The organism is Sphingomonas sp. GW821-FHT09B04 (assembly GCF_059418285.1).
On the sequence record NZ_JBWKPO010000001.1, the window covers coordinates 761,096 to 781,372 of the forward strand.

Below are 20,277 nucleotides of genomic sequence, written 5' to 3' on the forward strand. Positions count from 1 at the left end.
AGAAGACGAAACGGGGAATACGAGTGGCCGATCCTTACGCAACCCTTGGAGTCTCGCGCGGGGCGGGCGAGGACGAGGTCAAGAAGGCGTATCGGAAGCTCGCCAAGGAGCTGCACCCCGACCGTAACCGCGACAATCCGAAGGCGGCCGAGAAATTCGGCAAGGTGGCGCAGGCCTATGAGCTGCTGAGCGACAAGGACAAGCGCGCGCGCTTCGACCGCGGTGAGATCGACGGCGACGGCAACCCCACTTCCTCCTTTGGTGCAGGGTTCGGCGGCGCGCGAGGCGGGCCGCAGGGTGGGTTCCGCCCGGGTGGCGGCGGGTTCGATTTCGGCGGCGGGGGCGGCGACCCCGATATCGGCGACATCTTCGAAGGACTGTTCGGCGGCCGCGCGGGTGGCCAGTCTGGCGGCTTTTCCAGCGGTTTCGGTCGCCGCCCGCCGCCGGCCAAGGGCGCCAATGTCGCCTATCGCCTGCGCGTTCCGTTCGAAGATGCGGCGGTGCTGAAGCCCCAGCGCATCCAGCTGCGCGATGGTGCGACGATCGACCTCAAGCTTCCAAAGGGGGTCGAGACCGGTACGCAGATGCGGCTGGGCGGCAAGGGCGATGCCGGGCCGGGTGGCAATGGCGACGCGATCGTGACGATCGAGATCGAGCCGCACCGTTTCTACACCCGCGACGGCGACAATATCCGGCTCGACCTCCCGGTGACGCTCAAGGAAGCGGTCGAGGGCGCCGCGGTGCGCGTGCCGACGCCCGAGGGCGCGGTGAGCCTCAAGGTTCCCGCGGGATCCAATTCGGGCAAGACGCTGCGGCTCAAAGGCCGTGGTTTTCACGGCAAGAGCGCGCGTGGCGACCTGCTGGTCTCGCTGATGATCGAGATTCCGGCAAATGACGCCAAGCTCGCCGCCTTCGTCGCCGATTGGGACGCGGAGGGGAACCCGCGCAGCCGGCTGGGCGTCTGATCGGGCGTGACCGAGCCCATTTCCCCCGAATCGCCTGAAGCCCGCCGCCGCGGATTCAACAGGCATTTGGCGGATCTGGGCCTCACCGATCGGGTGGTCGAGGTGATCAAGCGCGTGGTTGTGGGCGCCTATACCGACGGCTTCACCCATGCCGGAAACCTCGCTTACCTCAGCCTCGTCACGCTCTTCCCCTTCTTCATCGTTGCCACCGCGATCGCGCGGCTGGTCGGGCGCACCGGCGACGGGCTTCAGGCGGTGGCGGCATTCCTCCAGACCGTGCCGCCCGAAGTCGGCGCGCTGCTTCGCCCCGCGATACTTGAGGTGCTGGAGGCGCGCTCGGGATCGTTGCTGTGGCTCGGCGCACTGGTGGGCCTCTGGACCACCTCCGGTTTCATCGAGACGGTGCGTGCGATCCTGCGACAGGCTTATGGCGTCCAGTCGGGTACCTCCTTCTGGCGATTGAAGCTGGGCGCGATCGGCATGGTGATCGGATCGGTGATCCTCGCGATGATGGCGTTCAGCTTCCAGGTGCTGCTGATCGGCGCCGAACAGTTTATCTGGCGTGTCATCCCCTTTGCGTCGGATGCCGCACGGATCGTGTCGGTAACCAAGATCGCACCCGCGATCGCGCTCTACGGCGCGCTCTACATCCTCTTCTACACGCTCACGCCGCAGCGCTACCGCCAGTCGAAATGCCCCAAATGGCCGGGGCCGCTGTTCGTGACGATCTGGTGGATGGCGTGCACGGCGGCGCTGCCGCATGTGATCGGCGCCTTTGGCGGCTATGGCCTGACCTATGGCAGCCTTGCAGGGGTGATGGTGGCGCTTATCTTCTTTTTTCTGATCGGGTTTGGGGTCGTTATCGGTGCAGAACTGAATGCGGCGCTGGCGGAAACGCCGGAGAACGGTCTAGAGGGACGACAAGAAAAGACCGGAGGGTAAGACGTGACCGGATTGATGCAGGGCAAGCGCGGGCTCATCATGGGCCTCGCCAATGATCGCTCGCTTGCATGGGGAATTGCGAAGAAGCTGCGCGAGCATGGCGCGGAACTGGCGTTCAGCTATCAGGGTGAGGCGCTGGAGAAGCGTGTGCGCCCGCTGGCCGAGGAACTGGGCAGCGACTTCCTGATCGACTGCGACGTGGCCGATATGGACGCGCTCGACACCGCGTTCGCGACGCTGGCGGCGCGCTGGCCGACGATCGACTTCGTCGTGCACGCGATCGGCTTCTCGGACAAGAACGAGCTGCGCGGCGGCTATGTCGACACCAGCCTCGACAATTTCCTGATGACGATGAACATCAGCGTCTATTCGTTCGTCGCGGTGGCCAAGCGCGCACAGGCGATGATGCCGGATGGCGGAAGCCTCCTGACGCTCAGCTATTATGGCGCCGAGAAGGTGATCCCGCACTATAACGTCATGGGCGTGGCCAAGGCGGCGCTGGAGACCAGCGTTCAGTATCTGGCGGTCGACCTTGGCGGGCAGAATATCCGCGTCAACGCGATTTCGGCCGGTCCGATCAAGACGCTGGCCGCATCGGGCATCGGTGACTTCCGCCTGATCCTCAAGTGGAACGAGCTGAACAGCCCGCTCAAGCGCAACGTCACGATCGAGGACGTCGGCGGCGCGGGCCTCTATTTCCTGTCCGACCTGTCGAGCGGCACCACTGGCGAGACGCATCACGTTGATGCCGGCTATCACGTCATCGGCATGAAGGCCGAAGACGCGCCGGACATTGCCCTTGTCTGATCGGGCACTGGCCCGATGACGATCGCGATCCGTCCGGCGACTGGCGGCGACGTCGCGGCGATCGACGCGCTGCTGCGACGCAGCTTTCCGGCGCCCGACGAGGCTTTGCTGGTGCAGCGGCTTTGTATCGACGGCGACATGGTGCTGACGCTGGTCGCCGACGACGAGGAAACCGGCGCGCTTGCCGGAATGGTCGCGTTCAGCCGGATGGATGTGGCGGTCAACGATCAGCCGCTCGCTGCGGTCGCGCTGGCTCCGGTCGCGGTCGCGGCCGCCTATCGTCGGCAGGGCGTGGCCGAAGCGCTGATCGCGGCGGGCCACCAGCATCTCGCCGATGCGGGTTATGTGATGAGCTTCGTGCTGGGCGATCCGGCCTATTATGGCCGGTTCGGCTATGCCGCGGATCTCGCGCGCGGCTTCGCCTCGCCCTATGCCGGCGACTATCTGATGGCGCTGGCGCTTCAGGACGGGAAATTGCCGTGCGGCGTGCGCGGGGACGCGGCGCATGCGGTGGCTTTCGCGGCTCTGGGGCAGGATGGCTGAGATAGCCGTCGGCTGCCACATCGTCTTTGGCCGACCATCGATGCTTCTTGCTTTCAAATCGCGACGAGTTGGGCGAGGACGCCTGTCATGAGCTTCAATACCTTCGGCCGCGTCTTCCGCTTCACCACCTGGGGGGAAAGCCATGGCCCCGCGATCGGTGCGGTCGTGGATGGCTGCCCGCCGGGCATCGCGCTCACCGAGGCCGATATCCAGCCTTTTCTCGACAAGCGCCGTCCGGGCCAGTCGCGCTTCACCACGCAACGGCAGGAGCCCGATCAGGTCCGCATTCTCTCGGGCGTGTTTGAGGGGAAGACGACCGGCACCCCGATCAGCCTGATGATCGAGAATGTCGACCAGCGCTCAAAGGATTATTCGGAGGTCGCTTCGGCCTATCGCCCCGGCCATGCCGACTATGCTTATGACGCCAAATACGGCCTTCGCGACTATCGCGGCGGCGGGCGCTCGTCGGCGCGCGAGACGGCGAGCCGGGTCGCGGCGGGCGCGGTGGCGCGCGCGGCGATTCCCGAGGTGTCGATCCTTGCCTGGGTCGAAGCGATCGGTGGGGATTCGATCGACTATGCGAAGTTCGACGCAGCCGAGATCGGCAACAACCCGTTCTTCTGTCCCGATGCCGATGCCGCTGCGCGCTGGGAGAAGCTGGTCGACGCCGCGCGCAAGGCAGGGTCGTCGCTGGGTGCGGTGATCGCGTGCGAGGCGACGGGCGTGCCCGCGGGGTGGGGCGCGCCGCTCTATGCCAAGCTGGACAGCGAACTGGCAGCGGCGATGATGAGCATCAACGCGGTCAAGGGCGTCGAGATCGGCGACGGCTTCGCTGCCGCGGCGCTGAGCGGCGAGGCCAATGCCGATCCGATGCGGCCGGGCAATGACGGAACGCCGGTGTTCCTTGCGAACCATGCCGGCGGGATCGCGGGCGGCATTGCGACCGGTCAGCCGGTACGCGTGCGCGTTGCGTTCAAGCCGACCAGCTCGATCCTGACGCCGGTCGAAACGATCACGCGCGAAGGCGAGGCGACCGAGATCCGTACGAGAGGACGGCACGATCCGTGTGTCGGTATTCGCGGCGTTCCGGTGGTCGAGGCGATGATGGCGCTGGTGCTGGCCGACCAGAAATTGCTCCATCGCGCCCAGATCGGCTGATTTTTCCGATCGCGTTCAATCGTTTCGTCCCGCCCGTAGCGCGTTCCGCGGACGGAACGGGATTCAGCGGCGATAGGGCGAAGTGCGCCTTTGGGACCTGATCCGCGGCCCAGCGTTTCTCCTGTGCCATGTAAACAGGAGTATCCCATGCGCCATAAGACGCTCGCCAGCCTTCTTCTTCTTTGCGGTTCGACCGCCGCACTCGCGCATATCGCGCCGGCTCAGACCGAGCCGCCCGCGCAGAATGAGGTAGCGAACCAGGTCGCGCCCGACACCACGGCGCCTGAGACGCAGTCGAACACGACCGATGTCGAGCCGAGCACCGATCCCACGAATAACGGCACCGAAACGGCGCCGGAGCCGAACTCGACCTTCTACTGATCGGGTTTTCGTCGTTCCGGGCGCAGCAATCCGGCTGCGCCCGGGACGACGATTTTCCTAAGGTCAGTCCGCGAACGGATCGCGGACGAGGATGGTGTCCTCACGCTCGGGGCTGGTCGAGACCAGGGCCACCGGGCAGCCGATCAGCTCTTCGATCCGGCGGATATATTTGATCGCCTGCGCAGGAAGCTGTGCCCAGCTGCGCGCGCCCGCAGTCGATTCGCTCCAGCCTTCGAATTCCTCATACACGGCCTCGGCACGCGCCTGATCCTGCGGGCTTGGCGGCAGATAGTCGTAATGCTTGTCGCCGACCGTGTAGCCGGTGCAGATCCGCAGCTGTTCCATCCCGTCGAGGATGTCGAGCTTGGTCAGGGCGATGCCAGTGACGCCGCTGACCGCAACCGACTGGCGTACCAGCACCGCGTCGAACCAGCCGCAGCGGCGCTTGCGTCCGGTGACCACGCCGAACTCACGCCCGCGCGTGCCGAGCAATTCGCCGATCTCATTGTCCTGTTCGCTCGGGAACGGGCCGGAACCGACGCGCGTCGTATACGCCTTGACGATCCCCAGCACGAAGCCGACCGATCCTGGGCCCAGGCCCGAGCCGGAAGCGGCCGATCCGCTCACCGTGTTCGACGAGGTGACGAAGGGGTAGGTGCCGTGGTCAACGTCGAGCAATACGCCCTGCGCGCCCTCGAACAGGATGCGCTTGCCCGCTTCCTTGGCATGCTTGAGCGTGAGCCACACCGGCGCGGCATAAGGCAGCACCGACGGCGCGATCTCGCGCAGCTCTTCGAGCAGGCGGGCGCGGTCGATCGGCGGCTCGCCAAAGCCCGCACGCAGCGCATCGTGATGCGCGCACAGGCGGTCGAGCTGCGCGTCGAGATCGTCGAGATGCGCAAGATCGCACACACGGATCGCGCGGCGACCGACCTTATCCTCATAGGCCGGGCCGATACCACGGCGGGTGGTGCCGATCTTGCCCGCGCCCGAGGCGTCCTCGCGCAGCGCGTCGAGATCGCGGTGGAACGGGAGGATCAGCGGTGCGGTCTCGGCCACCTGCAGCGTTTCGGGCGTGATCTCCACGCCCTGTTCGCGCAGCCGGGCGATCTCGTCGCGGAAATGCCAGGGGTCGAACACCACGCCGTTGCCGATCGCCGACAAGGTGCCGCGCACCAGCCCGGAGGGAAGCAGCGAGAGCTTATAGACCTTTTCGCCGACGACGAGCGTGTGGCCGGCATTGTGCCCGCCCTGAAAGCGGACGACCAGATCGGCGCGGCTGGCGAGCCAGTCGACGATCTTGCCCTTGCCCTCATCGCCCCATTGGGCGCCGATTACTGCGACATTTGCCATGGATACACGTCTCCGCCTGCCAGGCAGACCCAAGGCCGCCCTTCGACAGGACTCGGCGACCGGGGTTTTCGGAAATGCGGGGCGCCAATGGCCCCCGCGCGCCGCCGCGTCAAGAGCGGAGTGGATGGGCGCCGTCGTGAAATTCGCCCTTTCGCGAATTCCGAAAGAGACTCTAAGGGTAGGGGACAGGAGAAGGAGTACCGAATGAAACTGGCAAGCCTCAAGCATGGCCGTGATGGCAAGCTGGTCGTCGTCTCCAACGATCTCGCCTGGTATGCCGATGCCGCGCATATCGCGCCGACGCTGCAGACCGCGCTCGACGACTGGGACCGGGTCGAGGGCGATCTGCGAAACCTCGCCACCGATCTCGACCATGGCGTAATTCCGCGCGAGCGGTTCCACGAGCGTGACGCCGCGGCGCCGCTGCCGCGTGCCTATCAATGGGCTGACGGCTCGGCCTATGTGAACCATGTCGCACTGGTGCGGCAGGCGCGAGGGGCAGAGATGCCTGACAGCTTCTGGCACGACCCGCTGATGTATCAGGGGGGCAGCGACGGCTTCCTCGGGCCACGCGATGCGATCCCGCTCGCGGACGAGAGCTGGGGCTGCGACCTCGAGGCCGAAGTCGTCGTCGTCACGGGCGACGTGCCGCTCGGCGCCAGCCGCGAAGATGCGCTGGCGGCGATCCGGCTGGTCGGCCTCACCAACGACGTGTCGCTGCGCAACCTCATCCCCGGCGAACTCGCCAAGGGTTTCGGCTTCTTCCAGTCCAAGCCCGCGAGTGCCTTCTCGCCGGTGTTTGTGACGCCCGACGTGCTCGGCGACTGGTGGAAGGAGGGCAAGCTGCACCGCAAGTTGATGGTCGACCTCAACGGCAAGCCTTTCGGCCGCGCAGAGGCGGGAGAGGACATGACCTTCGACTTCGGGACTCTGGTTGCGCACGCCGCAAAGACCCGCGCGCTCGGCGCCGGCACGATCATCGGATCGGGCACCGTCTCCAACCGCGATGCCGCTGGCGGCCCCGGCAAGCCGATTGCCGAAGGCGGCGTGGGCTATTCGTGCCTCGCCGAAGTGCGCACCGTCGAGACGATCAACACCGGCAAGCCGGTGACGCCGTTCCTCAAGGCTGGCGATACCGTCCGCATCTGGGCCGAGGATGACAAGCACCACCCGATCTTCGGGGTCATCGAGCAGACCGTCGGCGGCTAGGTTGCGAACGCTCGCGCGCGTTCCGATCTCAACGGGATGACCGACGGAAACGGCTATACCGTGTTCGAGACCGTGGCGGGCTTCGCCGCGGTCGGCTGGAACGCCAGGGGCGTCCACAGCTTTCGGCTGCCCGCCGGAACCGCGCGGGAAGCGGAACAATCGCTGCTTCGGCGTCTGCCGGGTACGAAGGCGGCAGCGCCACCCGCAGCGGTGCAATATGTGATCGACGATGCGCGGCGCTATTTCGCCGGGGATCGCGTCGATTTTTCCGACGTGCCCGTCGATCTCGGGGTGCAGGAGCCCTTTTTCGAGCGCGTCTATGGTGCCGTGCGCCAGCTCGGCTGGGGTGAGACGGCGACCTATGGCGCGATCGCCAAGGCGCTCGATGCCGGGCCGGAATTCGCGCGCGATGTCGGTCAGGCGATGGCGGCCAATCCGGTGCCGCTGATCATCCCCTGCCATCGCGTGACGGCCGCGAACGGGCGGATCGGCGGCTTCTCGGCGCCCGGCGGTTCGCTGTCCAAGGCGCGCATGCTCGAAATCGAGGGCGTCGAGGTGAGGGATGGCATCGTCACTCGCGACACCCCCCAATTGGGGCTGGGTTTCTAGGCGATCAGAAGTCGAATGCGCCCTGCCGGTCGATCAGTGGCCAGCGGCCGCGTTCAGTATGCCGCCCGTAGCCGCTTTCGATCAGCAAAATCTCGTCGACTGGCCATGCGATGGGCGGCACCGCAGCGCGCCGGGCCGATGCGCCGCCATAAGCGAGATTGAGGTGCATGCTGAACTTATAGTCCGGTAGCAGCATGCCGGAACGCGCGATGCGTGCGGCGAGACTGCGTTGGAAGTGTCCCGGTGCGCGTTGGCCTTTGCAGGGTTTGAGCGTGTCGCCCTCGATATGGTCGAATGCTACCCGAAACGGCTCCGCATCGAAGCGCTCAAGCGCGCGATGCACTGCATCGATCGTCGCGGCCGACGTGTCTCCGATCGGTAGCAATGTGCCGTGCCACCGTTCGGGTGCATAGCCGATCTCGATACCCAGCGCTGCACAGAGCCGGATCAATCCGGCGCGCTCGGGTACAGGCGGCTTGAACATGATGTAGAGCGGGTTTCTCCAGCGCTGGATTGCCTGCATCGCCATCAATGGAAATCCCGCGATTTCACCGGAATCAGTTCCGGGGCCTTGAGGCTTCGTCGCGATCCCCAGCTGTCGGCAGGGCGCTGGCGGGGAACCATCCGGTCGCGCGGATCGATGGTGCCGCCATGCGTCGCGCCGTCTCCGGGCATGGCCTGCGACGGCATTTCGAGATCGCCGACCTCGCGGAGCATGCCGGTCAGGTCGGTGATCGTGTCGGCGATGACATGGATGACGATCCCCTCGCGCTGCACGCGGCCGCGGATCGCGAGCATCGTCGCGGACATCACGGCGCGCCGGTTGGCTTCGAACCGGTCACTCCACAGCACCGCATTGGCGATGCCGGTCTCGTCCTCCAGCGTCACAAACACGATGCCACTGGCGGTGCCGGGCCGCTGGCGGACGAGGATCAGCCCGGCGACCTCGACGCGCGCGCCGTCCTTCATGCCGATCAGATCCGCGCATCGGGTGATGCCGTGTGTTGCCAGCCGATCGCGTAGAAAGCGCACGGGGTGGGCGCGCAGCGACAATTGGGTGGCGCGGTAATCCTCCACCACCTCGCGCCCGGCGGTCAGGGGCGCCAGCACGACCGGTGGCTCGGTGCTTTCGGCCATCGTCCGCCCTTCACGCGCATCCGCCGCGGCGAACAGGTCGAGCGGGACCTGCCCCAGCCCCCTGATCGCCCACAATGCCTGCCGTCGGTTCAGCCCCAGCGCCTGAAACGCGTCCGCGCGCGCCAGACGTTCGAGCGCAGCAGGCTTCACCTGCGAACGCCGCCAGACATCCTCGATCGACACGAATGCCCCGTTCGCCGCCCGTGCCGTCAGAATCGCCTCGGCATCCGCCAGCGCCAGTCCCTGCACGATCCGCATCCCCAGCCGGATCGGCAGCAGCCTGGCCCAACCCGCATCGCTTCCGCAAAAACCGGCATGACGCGGGCGCAGGTTCGGAACGTCGGACACCATGCGCGTGTCCCAGTCGCTGTCGTTGATGCAGACCGGCTGTGCTTCGACCCCATGGTCGCGCGCGTCGCGAATCAACTGGGCAGGGGCATAGAAACCCATAGGCTGCGCATTGAGCAGCGCCGCGCAGAACACATCGGGATGATGGCATTTCATCCACGATGAGGCATAGGCGATCTTCGCGAAGCTCGCGGCATGGCTCTCGGGAAAACCGTAGTTGCTGAACCCCCTGATCTGCTCGACCATGCGTTCGGCGAAGTCTGCGCTGATGCCGTTCCTGCGCATCCCCTCGATCAGCTTGGGGCCGAATTCGCCGATATCGCCACTGGACTTGAAGGTCGCCATCGCCCGGCGCAGCCGGTCGGCTTCGGTCGGGGTGAAATCGGCGCCGACAATCGCGACCTGCATCGCCTGTTCCTGGAACAGCGGTACGCCCAGCGTCTTCTTCAGTACCGCCTTCAGCTTCGGGGTGGGATAGTCGACCAGATCGGGATTCTGCCGGCGTTTGAGATAGGGGTGGACCATGTTTCCCTGGATCGGCCCGGGCCGGACGATCGCGACCTGGATCGCGATGTCATAGAAATTGACCGGCTTCATCCGCGGCAGCATCGACATCTGCGCGCGGCTTTCGATCTGGAACACGCCGAGCGTGTCGGCCCGCTGGATCATCTTGAAAGTGGGGTCGTCGTCCTCCTGCATCAGCGGCGAGGCGAGGGTGAGGCATATCCCCTTGTGCTCGGCGAGCAGGTCGAAGGTGCGGCGCATGCAGCCGAGCATGCCGAGGCCGAGGATGTCGACCTTCATGAAGCCGAGCTCCTCGATGTCGAGCTTCTCCCATTCGACGACGCGGCGGTCGATCATCGCCGCGGGCTCGACCGGGATCAGGTCGTGGAGCTTGTCACGGGTCAGCACAAACCCGCCGGGGTGCTGCGACAGGTGCCGCGGCGTGCCGATCAGCTGGCGAGCCAGATCCAGCGTCAGTGCGAGACGCGGGTCGTTGCGGTCGAGGTTGAGTGCATCGGCATGCTTGTCGTCGACATCGTTCGACCAGCCCCACACCTGGCTTGAGAGCGCCGCGGTCAGATCCTCGGGCAGGCCCATCACCTTGCCCACCTCACGCAATGCCCCGCGCGAACGAAAACGGCTGACCACTGCGGTCAGCGCGGCATGATCATGGCCATAATATTCGTAGATCCACTGGATCACTTCCTCGCGCCGCTCATGCTCGAAATCGACGTCGATATCAGGTGGCTCCTTGCGCTCGGTCGAGATGAAGCGTTCGAACAGCAATTGATGTTTGACCGGGTCGATCGAGGTAACGCCGAGCGCGAAGCAGATGACCGAATTGGCCGCGCTGCCGCGCCCCTGGCACAATATCTGCTGGCTCAATGCGAATTGGACGATCGAATTGACCGTGAGGAAATAGGGTGCGTAGCCCATCTGCTCGACCAGCCCGAGCTCGTGTCTCAGCAGCTTCTGATGCGCTTCCGACGGGTTGCCGCCGAACCGCTGCCTCAGGCCGTTCCACGCAAGTGTGCTGAGCGCTTCCTGTGCGGTGCGGCCGGGGATGACATGTTCCTCGGGATACTGATGCTGGAGATCGCGCAGGCTGAAGGTGCAGCGATTGGCGATGGCGAGCGATGCGTGCAGCGCCTCGGGATGGTCGCGGAAGCGGCGCGCCATGTCCTGCGGCGACTTGAGGTGCCGGTCGGCGCTTCGCTCGCGGCGGAAGCCGAGTTCGTCGATCGTGCATTTCTCGCGGATCGCGGTGACCACATCCTGCAACAGGCGCCGATCGGGCGTCGCATAAAGGACGTCGCCCGTTGCGAGCGGGGTCAGCCCGAACCGCCGCGCCGCTGCGTCGAGCTGGTGCAGCCGCGCCGCGTCGCCCGGCCGACGATGCTGGGTCAGGCAAACATGCCCGCGATTCCCGAACACGTCCGCCATCCAGCGCAGCGCCTGTGGGTCGCCGGAATCGGCGATGCCGGGCACCAGCGCGCCGACCAGTCCCTGCGCGGCTTGTGCGACATCCTCCCAATGGAGGAAGCACTGGCCCTTCTCCCCCCGTTGCGTATCGGCACGCGACTTGCCGAGCGTGAGCAGGCGGGTGAGCCGCGACCAGGCCGCAGCATCCTCGGGCCAGACCAGCACCGCACTGCCGTCGGTCAGGTCCAGCCGGCATCCCGCGATCATCCGGATCGGTACGCCCAACGCGGCCAACTGCTCGGCAGCGACCAGCGCGCGCACCACGCCCCCCACCGAATTGCGATCGGCGATGCCGAGCGCGGGCAGGCCCAGCAACGCCGCCTGCCGGAACAGGTCGTCCGGCGAGGATGCCCCGCGCAGGAACGAGAAATAGGTCGTCACCTGGAGCTCGGCATAACTCATCCGAACACCCCGTGGAGATACCAGCTCAAATCGCCGGTTGCGCTCTGCTCGCCATCGCCGCGCCGGAACAGCCAGTAACGGCGGCCGGTCTCATCCTCGACGCGGAAATAGTCGCGGACCTGATCGGCTTCGGCGGCGCGCTTCCACCATTCGCCATAAACGCGCTCCGGTCCGTCGGCGCAAACCACGCGGTGCGGCTGGCCGCGCCAGGTGAAGCGGCGCGGGGCGTGATCGGGCAGTTCGGCAATGACATGGTCGAGCCGTTCGGGGCGGCGCAGCAGCCGTGCCGGCTTGGGCCATTCAGGATGCCAGGGGTAGAACGCGGGGCTGCGATCGAGCTGGCCGACATCGTCGATCTTCGGGCGCGCGCGGCCGCGTTCGGGCGGGTCGAGCACTGCCATCCGCGTCGCAGCACGCTCGGGCACATCGCTCTCCACGGCGCGCATCCGCCACATCCGCTTGAGGCCGATCCGCGTCGCCAGCGTGTCGACCAGCGTGGCGATGTCAGGCGCCGCCTCTTCGTCGAGCCGCTCGACGACCGGTTCGGGACCGAGCGGTGCGGCGCGGCGGACGTGGAGCGCGATGGCGTCGATGCCATAGCCCGGCTCGATATCCTCGATCCGGCGCTTGAGCAGGCGCAGCAGATGCGCCGGATCGCGGCTTGGCCGGGCGAGGCCGATGCGGATGCGCTGGGGGACGCTGTCGACCCGGTCGGCGATGCATTCCAGCGCCCGCACGCCCAGTCCTCCGGCTTCGAGAGCGGTCGTCAGCCGGGGGACCAGAATGCTCAGCCAATGTTCGATCGCCTCCGCCGTGGCGACCGGTTCGGCGAAGCGCTGGCGGGCGACGATCGCTTCGGGCGGGATGACCGGATCGAGCGGTTCGAGCATGCCGCCCAGCGCACGGTCGAGTTGCACCACCGTCCGCGCACCGAAGCGGCGGACAAGGGGCGCGCGCGGCATCGCTGCGAGCTCGCCGATGTGCTCGACGCCAAGGCGTTTGAGCAGTTCCACCGCGGCGTCATCGATCCGCAGCGCGGTCACGGGCAGTCTGGCGAGCGCATCGGCTTGCCCATTCGGCGGGCAGAGCGTCACATGTGCCTCGGCATGTCGCGTCAATGCCCAGGCGGCGGCTGCCGTATCGGCGATTGCGATGCGGGCAGTGAAGCCGGCGCGCGTAAGGACGTGGACGATGCGGCGCGCCATCGCCGCCTCGCCCCCGAAGAGATGCGCGGTGCCGGTGATGTCGAGAAACAGCCCGTCACTGCCCGACAATGCGGTCACGGGTGACCAGCGCCGCGCCGCGAGGATCGCGAGGCGGCGCAGCGCGGCGAGATCGCTTGCCGGGTCGGCCGGGCGGATGTCGAGCCCGCGTACCTGCGCGCGCGCCTGAGTGACTGCCATGCCGGGCCGCAGACCCAGCGCCTGCGCCAGAGGACAGGCCGCAGCGATCTCGATCCGGCTGCCGTTGCGGATTGAGGTGATGCGCGGCGCCCGCTGGTCCGGTGCGGCGGCCCGATGCGGCGGCGCGGCGGATGCGGCCATCTTGTCCTGCGACCAGCGTGCGCCGGGGCGCCAATGCCCCTCATGCTGGCCCGGCTTGCGAAGCGGTGGTGCCCGCAATGCGGGAGCGGGCGCAGCTTCAGGCTGCGCGCCGGGATGCGCTTCCGCCCGCCACAGCCGTTCGACCGGCCATAGGGGCAGGAAGAGCGCAGCGACCCGTTTCATCGCACGCCTCCACCTCGATATCGAAAGGATCCCCTCCCTTTTGCCGCGCCAGATCAAGCGTCCAGCGCGCACGGCCCACTCCCTCCACCGGCAGCGGCGTCGAAGGTGCGGACGCCACCCGCCAGCGCGTCACTGCGGCTGAAGGCGCGCCCAGTGGGTCCCCCGCCTGCCGCGGATGCCGCTTCATCAGCAGCGCGATCGTGCGCCCGCCCTCCGCCGCGAGCTGAAGCCGCCGCGTCGCAGACATGCCCACGCGCCGCGCCTCGCCCACCACCGCGCCAAGCCCGCGATGCCGCAGGCCTTCCTCCATGATCGCGAGCAACTCGTCATCGTCCGCCGCCTCGGCATAGAGGACGCGCTTGGGCGCCAGCCCGGCCTGATAGAGGCCCGGCGCGAAAAGGTCGCGCCGCCGCACCACCCACAGCACCGGCCCCCAGGCACGCGCCGCGATGCCCGCGGTGAACAGGGTTGCTGCGGCATCGTCGCCGGGATCGGGGGTCGCCGCCGCCACCTCGTGCAGCGCATCGAGCCGCAGGCCGCCATCGGCCAGCCGCGCATCCAGCCGGCCAAGTCCGAACGGCAGCACCGGGCGGCGGCGAAAGCCGCTTCCCTCGATGGTGCGCAAGGTTTCGCGCAACTGGCTGATGACGGCGGGATCGGCCATGATCTGCCTCTAGACTCCGACTCGGGACAAGTTGTTCCTATTTTGTTCCATTGGTAGGCAGAGTCAACCGCTTGCCAATGCGGAGTGCCGGGGCGTATCGTCCAGCTATCACACCTAACCCCAGGGGAATTTGATGAAGCCCGTCACCGGCGCGATCCTGCTCGCCACCACCTCGCTCTTCGCCACCAACGTACAGGCAAGCTCGATGTCCCAGAACGCTCCGGCTCAAGCCGCCCCGGTCAATCCCGCGCCGATGCTCGACAAATGGCCGGGTCCGTTCGACGGGGTACCCCAGTGGGACAAGGTGACGCCGGCGATGTTCGGTCCCGCCTTCGAAAAGGGGATGGCCGAGGCGCGCGTCGAATTCGCGAAGATCCGCGATAATCCCGCCGCGCCGACCTTCGCCAACACGATCGAAGCATCCGAGAAGAACAGCAGCGCACTCAGCCGCGTCTTCCCGGTGTGGGGCGTCTACACCAGCAACCTCGCCTCGCCCGAAGTGCAGAAGATCGCCGCCGAATGGAGCCCCAAGCTCTCGGCCTTCTTCACCGAGATGAGCCTCGATCCCAAGATGTTCCAGCGGGTAAAGACGCTCTACGACACGCGCCAGACTCTGGGCCTCAACCCCCAGCAGCTGCGCCTGCTTGAGCGCAGCTATCGCGGCTATGTGACCTCGGGCGCATTGCTTGACGCGGCGCAGAAGGCTGAGGTCAAGCGGATCAATGGCGAGCTCGCCAAGCTCTACACAGACTTCAGCCGCAGGGTGCTGGCGGATGAAGAGACCGCGATCTTCCTCGACAGCGAGGCGGACCTTGCCGGTCTCTCCGACAGCTTCAAGGCGAGCCTTGCCGAAGAGGCGAAGGCGCGCGGACAGGCGGGCAAATGGGCGGTCAAGAACACGCGCTCGTCGATGCAGCCGTTCCTGATGTACTCGACCCGCCGCGACCTGCGCGAGAAGGTCTACAAGGCTTATATCAACCGCGGCGACAATGGCGACGCGAACGACACCAATGCCAGCATCGCCGCGATCCTCAAGCTGCGTCAGGAGCGCGCCAAGGTGCTCGGCTTCAAGACGCATGCCGATTACCGCATGGATGACACGATGGCGGAAACCCCCGCCAATGCGATGAAGCTGATGATGTCGGTCTGGCCCGCGGCGCGTGCCCGCGCGATCGAGGAAGTCGCCGACATGCAGAAGTTTGCCGACGCCGATGCGGCGGCGGGCAAGGGGCCCAAGATCACGATCGAGGGCTGGGATTATCGCTATTATTCGGAGAAGGTCCGCAAGGCGAAGTACGACCTCGATGAGAGCGAGGTGAAGCCCTATCTCGAGCTCAATAACATGGTGAATGCCATGTTCTACGCTGCGGGCCGCCTCTACGATCTGCAGTTCAAGGAGAATACGGGCGCGATCCCGGTCTTCCACCCCGATGTCCGCACGTTCGAGGTGACGCGCCTGGGTAAGACCGTCGGCGTCTTCTATCTCGACAATTTCGCGCGCGCCGGAAAGCGTTCGGGCGCATGGGCGACCGCCTATCGCGGCCGTTCGGGGATCAGGGGCGACAAGATCGTTCTCGCGTCGAACAACAACAATTTCACCAAGGGCGGCGGCGGTGAGCCGACGCTGATCAGCCTCGACGACGCGACGACGCTGTTCCACGAATTCGGCCATGCGCTGCACAGCCTGATCGGGGATGTCTATTACCCCGGCCTCGCCGGCACGCCGCGCGACTTCGTCGAATATCCGAGCCAGGTGAACGAGAACTGGCTGCTGACGCCGGACGTGCTCAACCGCTTCGCCAAGCATTACAAGACCGGTGAGGTGATCCCGGCGGCGCTGGTCGCGAAGATCGAGAAGGCGGACACCTTCAATCAGGGCTTCAGCACGGTCGAATATCTCTCCTCGGCGATCGTCGACATGAAGCTGCACGATCGCACGGTGCCGGTGACCGATCCCGACGCGTTCGAGCGCGACGCGCTGGCCGAGCTCAAGATGCCCAAGGAGATCGTGATGCGGCACCGTCTGCCGCAGTTCAATCACCTCTTCTCGTCCGACGCCTATTCGGCGGGCTATTACAGCTACCTCTGGTCGGAGACGATGGACGCCGACACCTGGGCGGCGTTCACCGAGACGGGCAATGTCTGGGACAAGGGCGTGGCCGACAAGTTCCGTACCATCCTGCTCGCCACGGGCAACGAGACCGACCGCAAGGAAGCCTATAAGGCCTTCCGCGGCCGCGACCCCGACGTGAAGGCGCTGTTCAAGCGCCGCGGCTTCCCGTCGGAGTGAGAATTGGGGCGTCGTCGGTGGGAAGCCGGCGGCGCCCATATCGCTGACATTCTTCCGCTAGTCATTGGTCTCAAAAGCTCGCACATCTCGCAGCCGATGATCCGCCGGGAACGGATGCCTCTGCGCTTTGCAGGGCATGGCGCGATCCAGGAGAGAGCGCATGGAGACTTCGCCGCCCTCGGACATGTCGGATCGCGCGACGATCCTGCCCCTGAACAATCCGCCGCCCGCTAGCCCTCCGGAGCCGGACTGGCCGGACTCGGTTGACGAGAGTCAAAGCCCTCCCATCCCGTTCGATGTCATGTCGTCGCGACCACCCGCTGCGGCCAGCATGCCGAGTGGCGTCGCGCGGTTCGAAAATGCCATGATCAGCTGCATCATGCCGACCCGCGGGCGGGCGGATTTTGTCGAACGGGCCATCGCCGACTTCCGCGCCCAGAATTATCCCGATCGCGAGCTGATCATCGTCCACGATCTCGATAGCGATCTGCCGCCCGGGATCGCCGGGGACGATATCCGGATTCTCCGCGCGCAGGAGAACAGCATCGGGGGGAAGCGCAATCAGGCGGTCGCGGCTGCGCGCGGCGACATCATCGCCCAATGGGATGACGATGACTGGTACGGCCCGGGCCGGTTGAGCCTTCAGGCCGCGCCGATCGTGGACGGAAGCGCCGACGTGACGGCGTTGAACGACATCCTGTTCTTCGATGCGGCGACCGGCGCGTGCTGGGAAGCCGATCCCGCGCTGTTCGCTCGGATGTTCGCGGAGAATGTGGCGGGCGGGACGCTGATGTTCCGGAAGCACGATTGGGAGCGGAGCGGCGGCTATCCGAGCAGCTCGATGCGCGAGGACAGCCATTTCCTCGCCGCGCTGATGCACGGTGGAGCACGCCTGCACCGCCAATCGGGTCGCGAGCAGATGGTGTATGTCAGGCATGGATCGAACACTTGGCAATTACCGTTCGGCCCGGACCTGACCCCGGCGGATTGCCGGATCGTGCCGACGCCCGCTGGATTCGCGGCGGTGCAGGGTGCGTGGATGGGTTCCCCCACGCCGATCAGGCAAAGCGGGCCGCTGCGCGCTGCCGAGCCCAATATTCTCGTCAGCTGTATCCTGCCCACTGCGAACCGCCGCGCCTTCATCCCCGAAGCCATCCGGCAGTTCCAGGCGCAGGACTATCCCAACCGCGAGCTGATCATCGTCGATGACGGCACGGACAGCATTGCCGATCTCGTCCCGGCCGATGCGGCGATTCGCTACTACCGCTCGTCGGCGAGGCTTTCGCTGGGCGCGAAGCGCAACCTTGCCGTCGAGATGGCGCGCGGCGATGTCATCCTTCACTGGGACGACGATGACTGGCGCTCGAACCGATGGGTGCGTTCGCAAGTCACGACCCTCATGTCTGAGCAGGCGGATATCTGTGGGTTGGACTGCGTCCTGTTCTACGACCGCGAAGCTCGGCGTGGCTGGCGCTATGTCTATGACGGCAGAGCGCCATGGGTTGCCGGGGGCACGCTCTGTTACACGCGCGATCTTTGGCGAGCGAACAGGTTCGCGGATCTGAACGTCGGCGAGGACAATGCCTTTGTCTGGAGCAGCCGTCCCAAACGCGTTGTCATCAACCCGCAGGGTGACCAGTTCGTCGCGACCATCCACCGCGGCAACACCAGCCCCAGGGACACCGCTAACCGGCGCTGGCGCGCCGTTCCCGCGGAACAGATCGAAGCCTGTATGCGCGCTTAGGATCCGGTGCTGTAGAAAATTGGATGCCCGACAAGGACTCGAACCTTGATTGACGGAGTCAGAGTCCGCTCTCTTACCATTAGAGGATCGGGCAATCGCGGGCCGCTCTAAGCAGCGATAAACCGCGGGTCAAGCGATTCGGGCCGGTTTTGCACCCGCCGCCGCTCACCTTGCCCGTGCCCGCGCCATGCGCTAGCCTTGCTCCCAAGCACCGGCGGTCCGCTTCGGCCGTGACGGAAGAACATAAGTGAGTGATTTGATGGGGGAAGGCTCCGCCAGGATGCCGCGCCCGCCGGCTCCGAAACCGGCCCGCCCGGCCCCGAATCCGCCTCCGCCCCAAGGGGGGCGGGCACGCTGGCCAGAAGCCCGGCACTATGCCGCGCTCGACCTTGGTACCAATAATTGCCGATTGCTGATCGCCCGGCCACAAGGCGGCGGGTTCACCGTGGTCGACGCCTTTTCGCGAATCGTCCGGCTGGGCGAGGGGCTGGCGTCGAGCGGGCGACTGTCCGACGCGGCGATCGAACGGACCATCGCTGCGCTGCGCATCTGCGCCGACAAATTGAAGCGCCGCCATGTCGCGCTGTCGCGCTCGGTCGCGACCGAAGCATGCCGTCAGGCCTCCAATGGCCCGGAGTTCATCCAGCGCGTCTATCGCGAGACCGGAATCGTGCTCGACATCATCACCGCCGAGGAAGAGGCGCGGCTGGCGGTGCTGGGCTGTCACGCGCTGCTCGAACCGGGCGACGGCCCGGCTCTGGTGTTCGATATCGGCGGCGGATCGACCGAGCTGGTGCTGGTCGATTCGACACAGACCCAGCCGCGCATTCTCGACTGGCACAGCGCGCCCTGGGGCGTGGTGTCGCTGACCGAAGCGCGCGGCATCGCCGACGATCGGGACCCGGACGCGCGCGCGGCGGGCTATGTACGGATGCGCGACAGCGTGGCGGAAGCGTTCGCGCCGTTCATCGCGCGGTTGCCGCAGATCACCGGGACGCCGCGGCTGCTCGGCACCAGCGGCACCGTGACGACGCTCGCCAGCGTGCACCTGGGCCTGCCTTCCTATGACCGCTCGGCCATCGACGGGCTGATCGTCCCTTCCGCGTCGATGCGCGCGGTCAGCCAGCGCGTCGCCGGGCTGGACATGACCGGGCGCTCGGCTATTCCCTGCATCGGTGCAGAGCGGGCCGATCTGGTCGTCGCGGGCTGCGCGATCCTGGAGACGATCATGGACATCTGGCCCGCCGAGCGGCTTGGCATCGCCGACCGCGGCATTCGCGAGGGCATATTGCGCCGCCTGATGGGCGCGCGGGCACAATGAGCAGGGGCGGAACCCGCGGGCATACGCGCGTCCGCACCGGGCGCGGGCGCACCAGCCAGTCGGTGCGCTGGCTCGAACGCCAGCTCAACGACCCGTACGTCAAGAAAGCGAAGGCCGAGGGCTATCGCAGCCGCGCCGCCTACAAGCTGATCGAGCTCGACGAGAAATTCGACTTTCTCAAAGGATCGAAGCGCTTCGTCGATCTCGGCCTCGCGCCGGGTGGGTGGGCACAGGTGGTGCGCCGCCAATGTCCCAAGGCGGCAGTGGTTGGCATCGACCTGCTGCCCGTCGACCCGATCGAGGGGGTGACGATCCTCCAGATGGACTTCATGGACGACGATGCGCCGGGCAAGCTGATCGAAGCGCTGGGCGGCGTCCCCGACCTGATCATGTCGGACATGGCCGCGAATACGGTCGGCCATCCCCAGACCGACGCGCTCCGTACCATGGGGCTGGTCGAGGCCGCGTTCGATTTCGCGATCAACAACCTCGCGCCCGGCGGCACCTTCGTCAGCAAGGTGTTCGCGAGCGGCGGCGACGGCAAGTTCGTCGCCGAGATGAAGCGCAACTTCGCCAGCGTGAAGCACGCCAAGCCGCCGTCGAGCCGCAAGGGGTCGGTCGAATGGTTCGTGGTGGCGCAGGGCTTCAAGGGGCGCCCGGACGCGGCTGAAGACCAGCCGGACGACTGACG

Annotated in this window: 17 protein-coding genes and 1 tRNA gene; 12 read left to right on the top strand and 6 right to left on the bottom strand. The window is 66.4% G+C overall.

The window, feature by feature from the left end; all coding sequences use genetic code 11:
- Positions 1-23: 23 nt before the first annotated feature.
- The 6 genes from AC07NK_RS03840 (at position 24) to AC07NK_RS03865 (ending at position 4,796) form a co-directional block, all read left to right on the top strand.
- The gene (locus AC07NK_RS03840; RefSeq protein WP_495169233.1) at positions 24-965 is read left to right on the top strand and encodes a DnaJ C-terminal domain-containing protein; all 942 of its coding nucleotides are present in this window, start codon (positions 24-26) and stop codon (positions 963-965) included.
- Between the two features lie 66 nt (positions 966-1,031).
- The gene (locus AC07NK_RS03845) at positions 1,032-1,907 is read left to right on the top strand and encodes a YihY/virulence factor BrkB family protein (protein WP_495169234.1); all 876 of its coding nucleotides are present in this window, start codon (positions 1,032-1,034) and stop codon (positions 1,905-1,907) included.
- A gap of 3 nt (positions 1,908-1,910) precedes the next feature.
- Positions 1,911-2,714, top strand: a complete 804-nt coding sequence (gene fabI, locus AC07NK_RS03850) for an enoyl-ACP reductase FabI (protein ID WP_495169235.1) — start codon at positions 1,911-1,913, stop codon at positions 2,712-2,714.
- A 15-nt stretch (positions 2,715-2,729) separates the two neighbouring features.
- Positions 2,730-3,257 (top strand): GNAT family N-acetyltransferase, encoded by a 528-nt coding sequence (locus AC07NK_RS03855; RefSeq protein ID WP_495169236.1) that lies wholly within the window; start codon positions 2,730-2,732, stop codon positions 3,255-3,257.
- 87 nt (positions 3,258-3,344) lie between these two features.
- Positions 3,345-4,415: a chorismate synthase gene (gene aroC, locus AC07NK_RS03860; RefSeq protein WP_495169237.1), complete on the top strand. Its 1,071-nt coding sequence runs from the start codon at positions 3,345-3,347 to the stop codon at positions 4,413-4,415.
- Positions 4,416-4,562: 147 nt separating this feature from the next.
- Positions 4,563-4,796, top strand: coding sequence for a hypothetical protein (locus AC07NK_RS03865; protein ID WP_495169238.1), 234 nt, complete (start codon positions 4,563-4,565; stop codon positions 4,794-4,796).
- 63 nt (positions 4,797-4,859) lie between these two features.
- Here AC07NK_RS03865 and AC07NK_RS03870 read toward each other — a convergent pair whose 3' ends face one another.
- Positions 4,860-6,149, bottom strand: coding sequence for an adenylosuccinate synthase (locus AC07NK_RS03870; protein WP_495169239.1), 1,290 nt, complete (start codon positions 6,147-6,149; stop codon positions 4,860-4,862).
- A gap of 204 nt (positions 6,150-6,353) precedes the next feature.
- On the opposite strand from AC07NK_RS03870, the gene AC07NK_RS03875 reads away from it, so the two are divergent.
- Entirely contained in the window at positions 6,354-7,358 is a 1,005-nt protein-coding gene (locus tag AC07NK_RS03875) for a fumarylacetoacetate hydrolase family protein (protein ID WP_495169240.1), read from the top strand.
- A 36-nt stretch (positions 7,359-7,394) separates the two neighbouring features.
- Positions 7,395-7,967, top strand: a complete 573-nt coding sequence (locus AC07NK_RS03880; protein ID WP_495169241.1) for a methylated-DNA--[protein]-cysteine S-methyltransferase — start codon at positions 7,395-7,397, stop codon at positions 7,965-7,967.
- A gap of 4 nt (positions 7,968-7,971) precedes the next feature.
- Here the strand turns inward: AC07NK_RS03880 and AC07NK_RS03885 are convergent, their stop codons facing one another.
- The 4 genes from AC07NK_RS03885 to AC07NK_RS03900 are packed head-to-tail and all read right to left on the bottom strand — an operon-like array spanning position 7,972 to position 14,231.
- Positions 7,972-8,496, bottom strand: a complete 525-nt coding sequence (locus tag AC07NK_RS03885) for a 2'-5' RNA ligase family protein (RefSeq protein ID WP_495169242.1) — start codon at positions 8,494-8,496, stop codon at positions 7,972-7,974.
- On the bottom strand, positions 8,496-11,840 hold the full coding sequence (locus AC07NK_RS03890; protein WP_495169243.1) for an error-prone DNA polymerase: 3,345 nt from the start codon (positions 11,838-11,840) through the stop codon (positions 8,496-8,498). Before AC07NK_RS03890 ends, AC07NK_RS03885 begins: the two co-directional genes overlap by 1 nt.
- Entirely contained in the window at positions 11,837-13,567 is a 1,731-nt protein-coding gene (locus tag AC07NK_RS03895) for a Y-family DNA polymerase (protein WP_495169244.1), read from the bottom strand. The genes AC07NK_RS03890 and AC07NK_RS03895 overlap by 4 nt, the downstream gene beginning before the upstream one ends.
- Positions 13,482-14,231 (bottom strand): ImuA family protein, encoded by a 750-nt coding sequence (locus AC07NK_RS03900; protein WP_495169245.1) that lies wholly within the window; start codon positions 14,229-14,231, stop codon positions 13,482-13,484. Before AC07NK_RS03900 ends, AC07NK_RS03895 begins: the two co-directional genes overlap by 86 nt.
- Positions 14,232-14,364: 133 nt before the next feature.
- Between AC07NK_RS03900 and AC07NK_RS03905 the strand changes: the two genes are divergently transcribed.
- On the top strand, positions 14,365-16,521 hold the full coding sequence (locus tag AC07NK_RS03905) for a M3 family metallopeptidase (protein WP_495169246.1): 2,157 nt from the start codon (positions 14,365-14,367) through the stop codon (positions 16,519-16,521).
- A gap of 301 nt (positions 16,522-16,822) precedes the next feature.
- A complete protein-coding gene (locus AC07NK_RS03910; RefSeq protein ID WP_495169247.1) occupies positions 16,823-18,265 on the top strand; it encodes a glycosyltransferase family 2 protein in 1,443 nt (480 codons plus the stop codon).
- A 20-nt stretch (positions 18,266-18,285) separates the two neighbouring features.
- Here AC07NK_RS03910 and AC07NK_RS03915 read toward each other — a convergent pair.
- Positions 18,286-18,359 (bottom strand) — tRNA-Gln (locus AC07NK_RS03915).
- 165 nt (positions 18,360-18,524) lie between these two features.
- On the opposite strand from AC07NK_RS03915, the gene AC07NK_RS03920 reads away from it, so the two are divergent.
- Both AC07NK_RS03920 and AC07NK_RS03925 read left to right on the top strand, forming a co-directional pair.
- Positions 18,525-19,586: a Ppx/GppA phosphatase family protein gene (locus AC07NK_RS03920; RefSeq protein WP_495169630.1), complete on the top strand. Its 1,062-nt coding sequence runs from the start codon at positions 18,525-18,527 to the stop codon at positions 19,584-19,586.
- On the top strand, positions 19,583-20,275 hold the full coding sequence (locus AC07NK_RS03925; RefSeq protein WP_495169248.1) for an RlmE family RNA methyltransferase: 693 nt from the start codon (positions 19,583-19,585) through the stop codon (positions 20,273-20,275). Before AC07NK_RS03920 ends, AC07NK_RS03925 begins: the two co-directional genes overlap by 4 nt.
- The last annotated feature ends 2 nt before the right edge of the window (positions 20,276-20,277 follow it).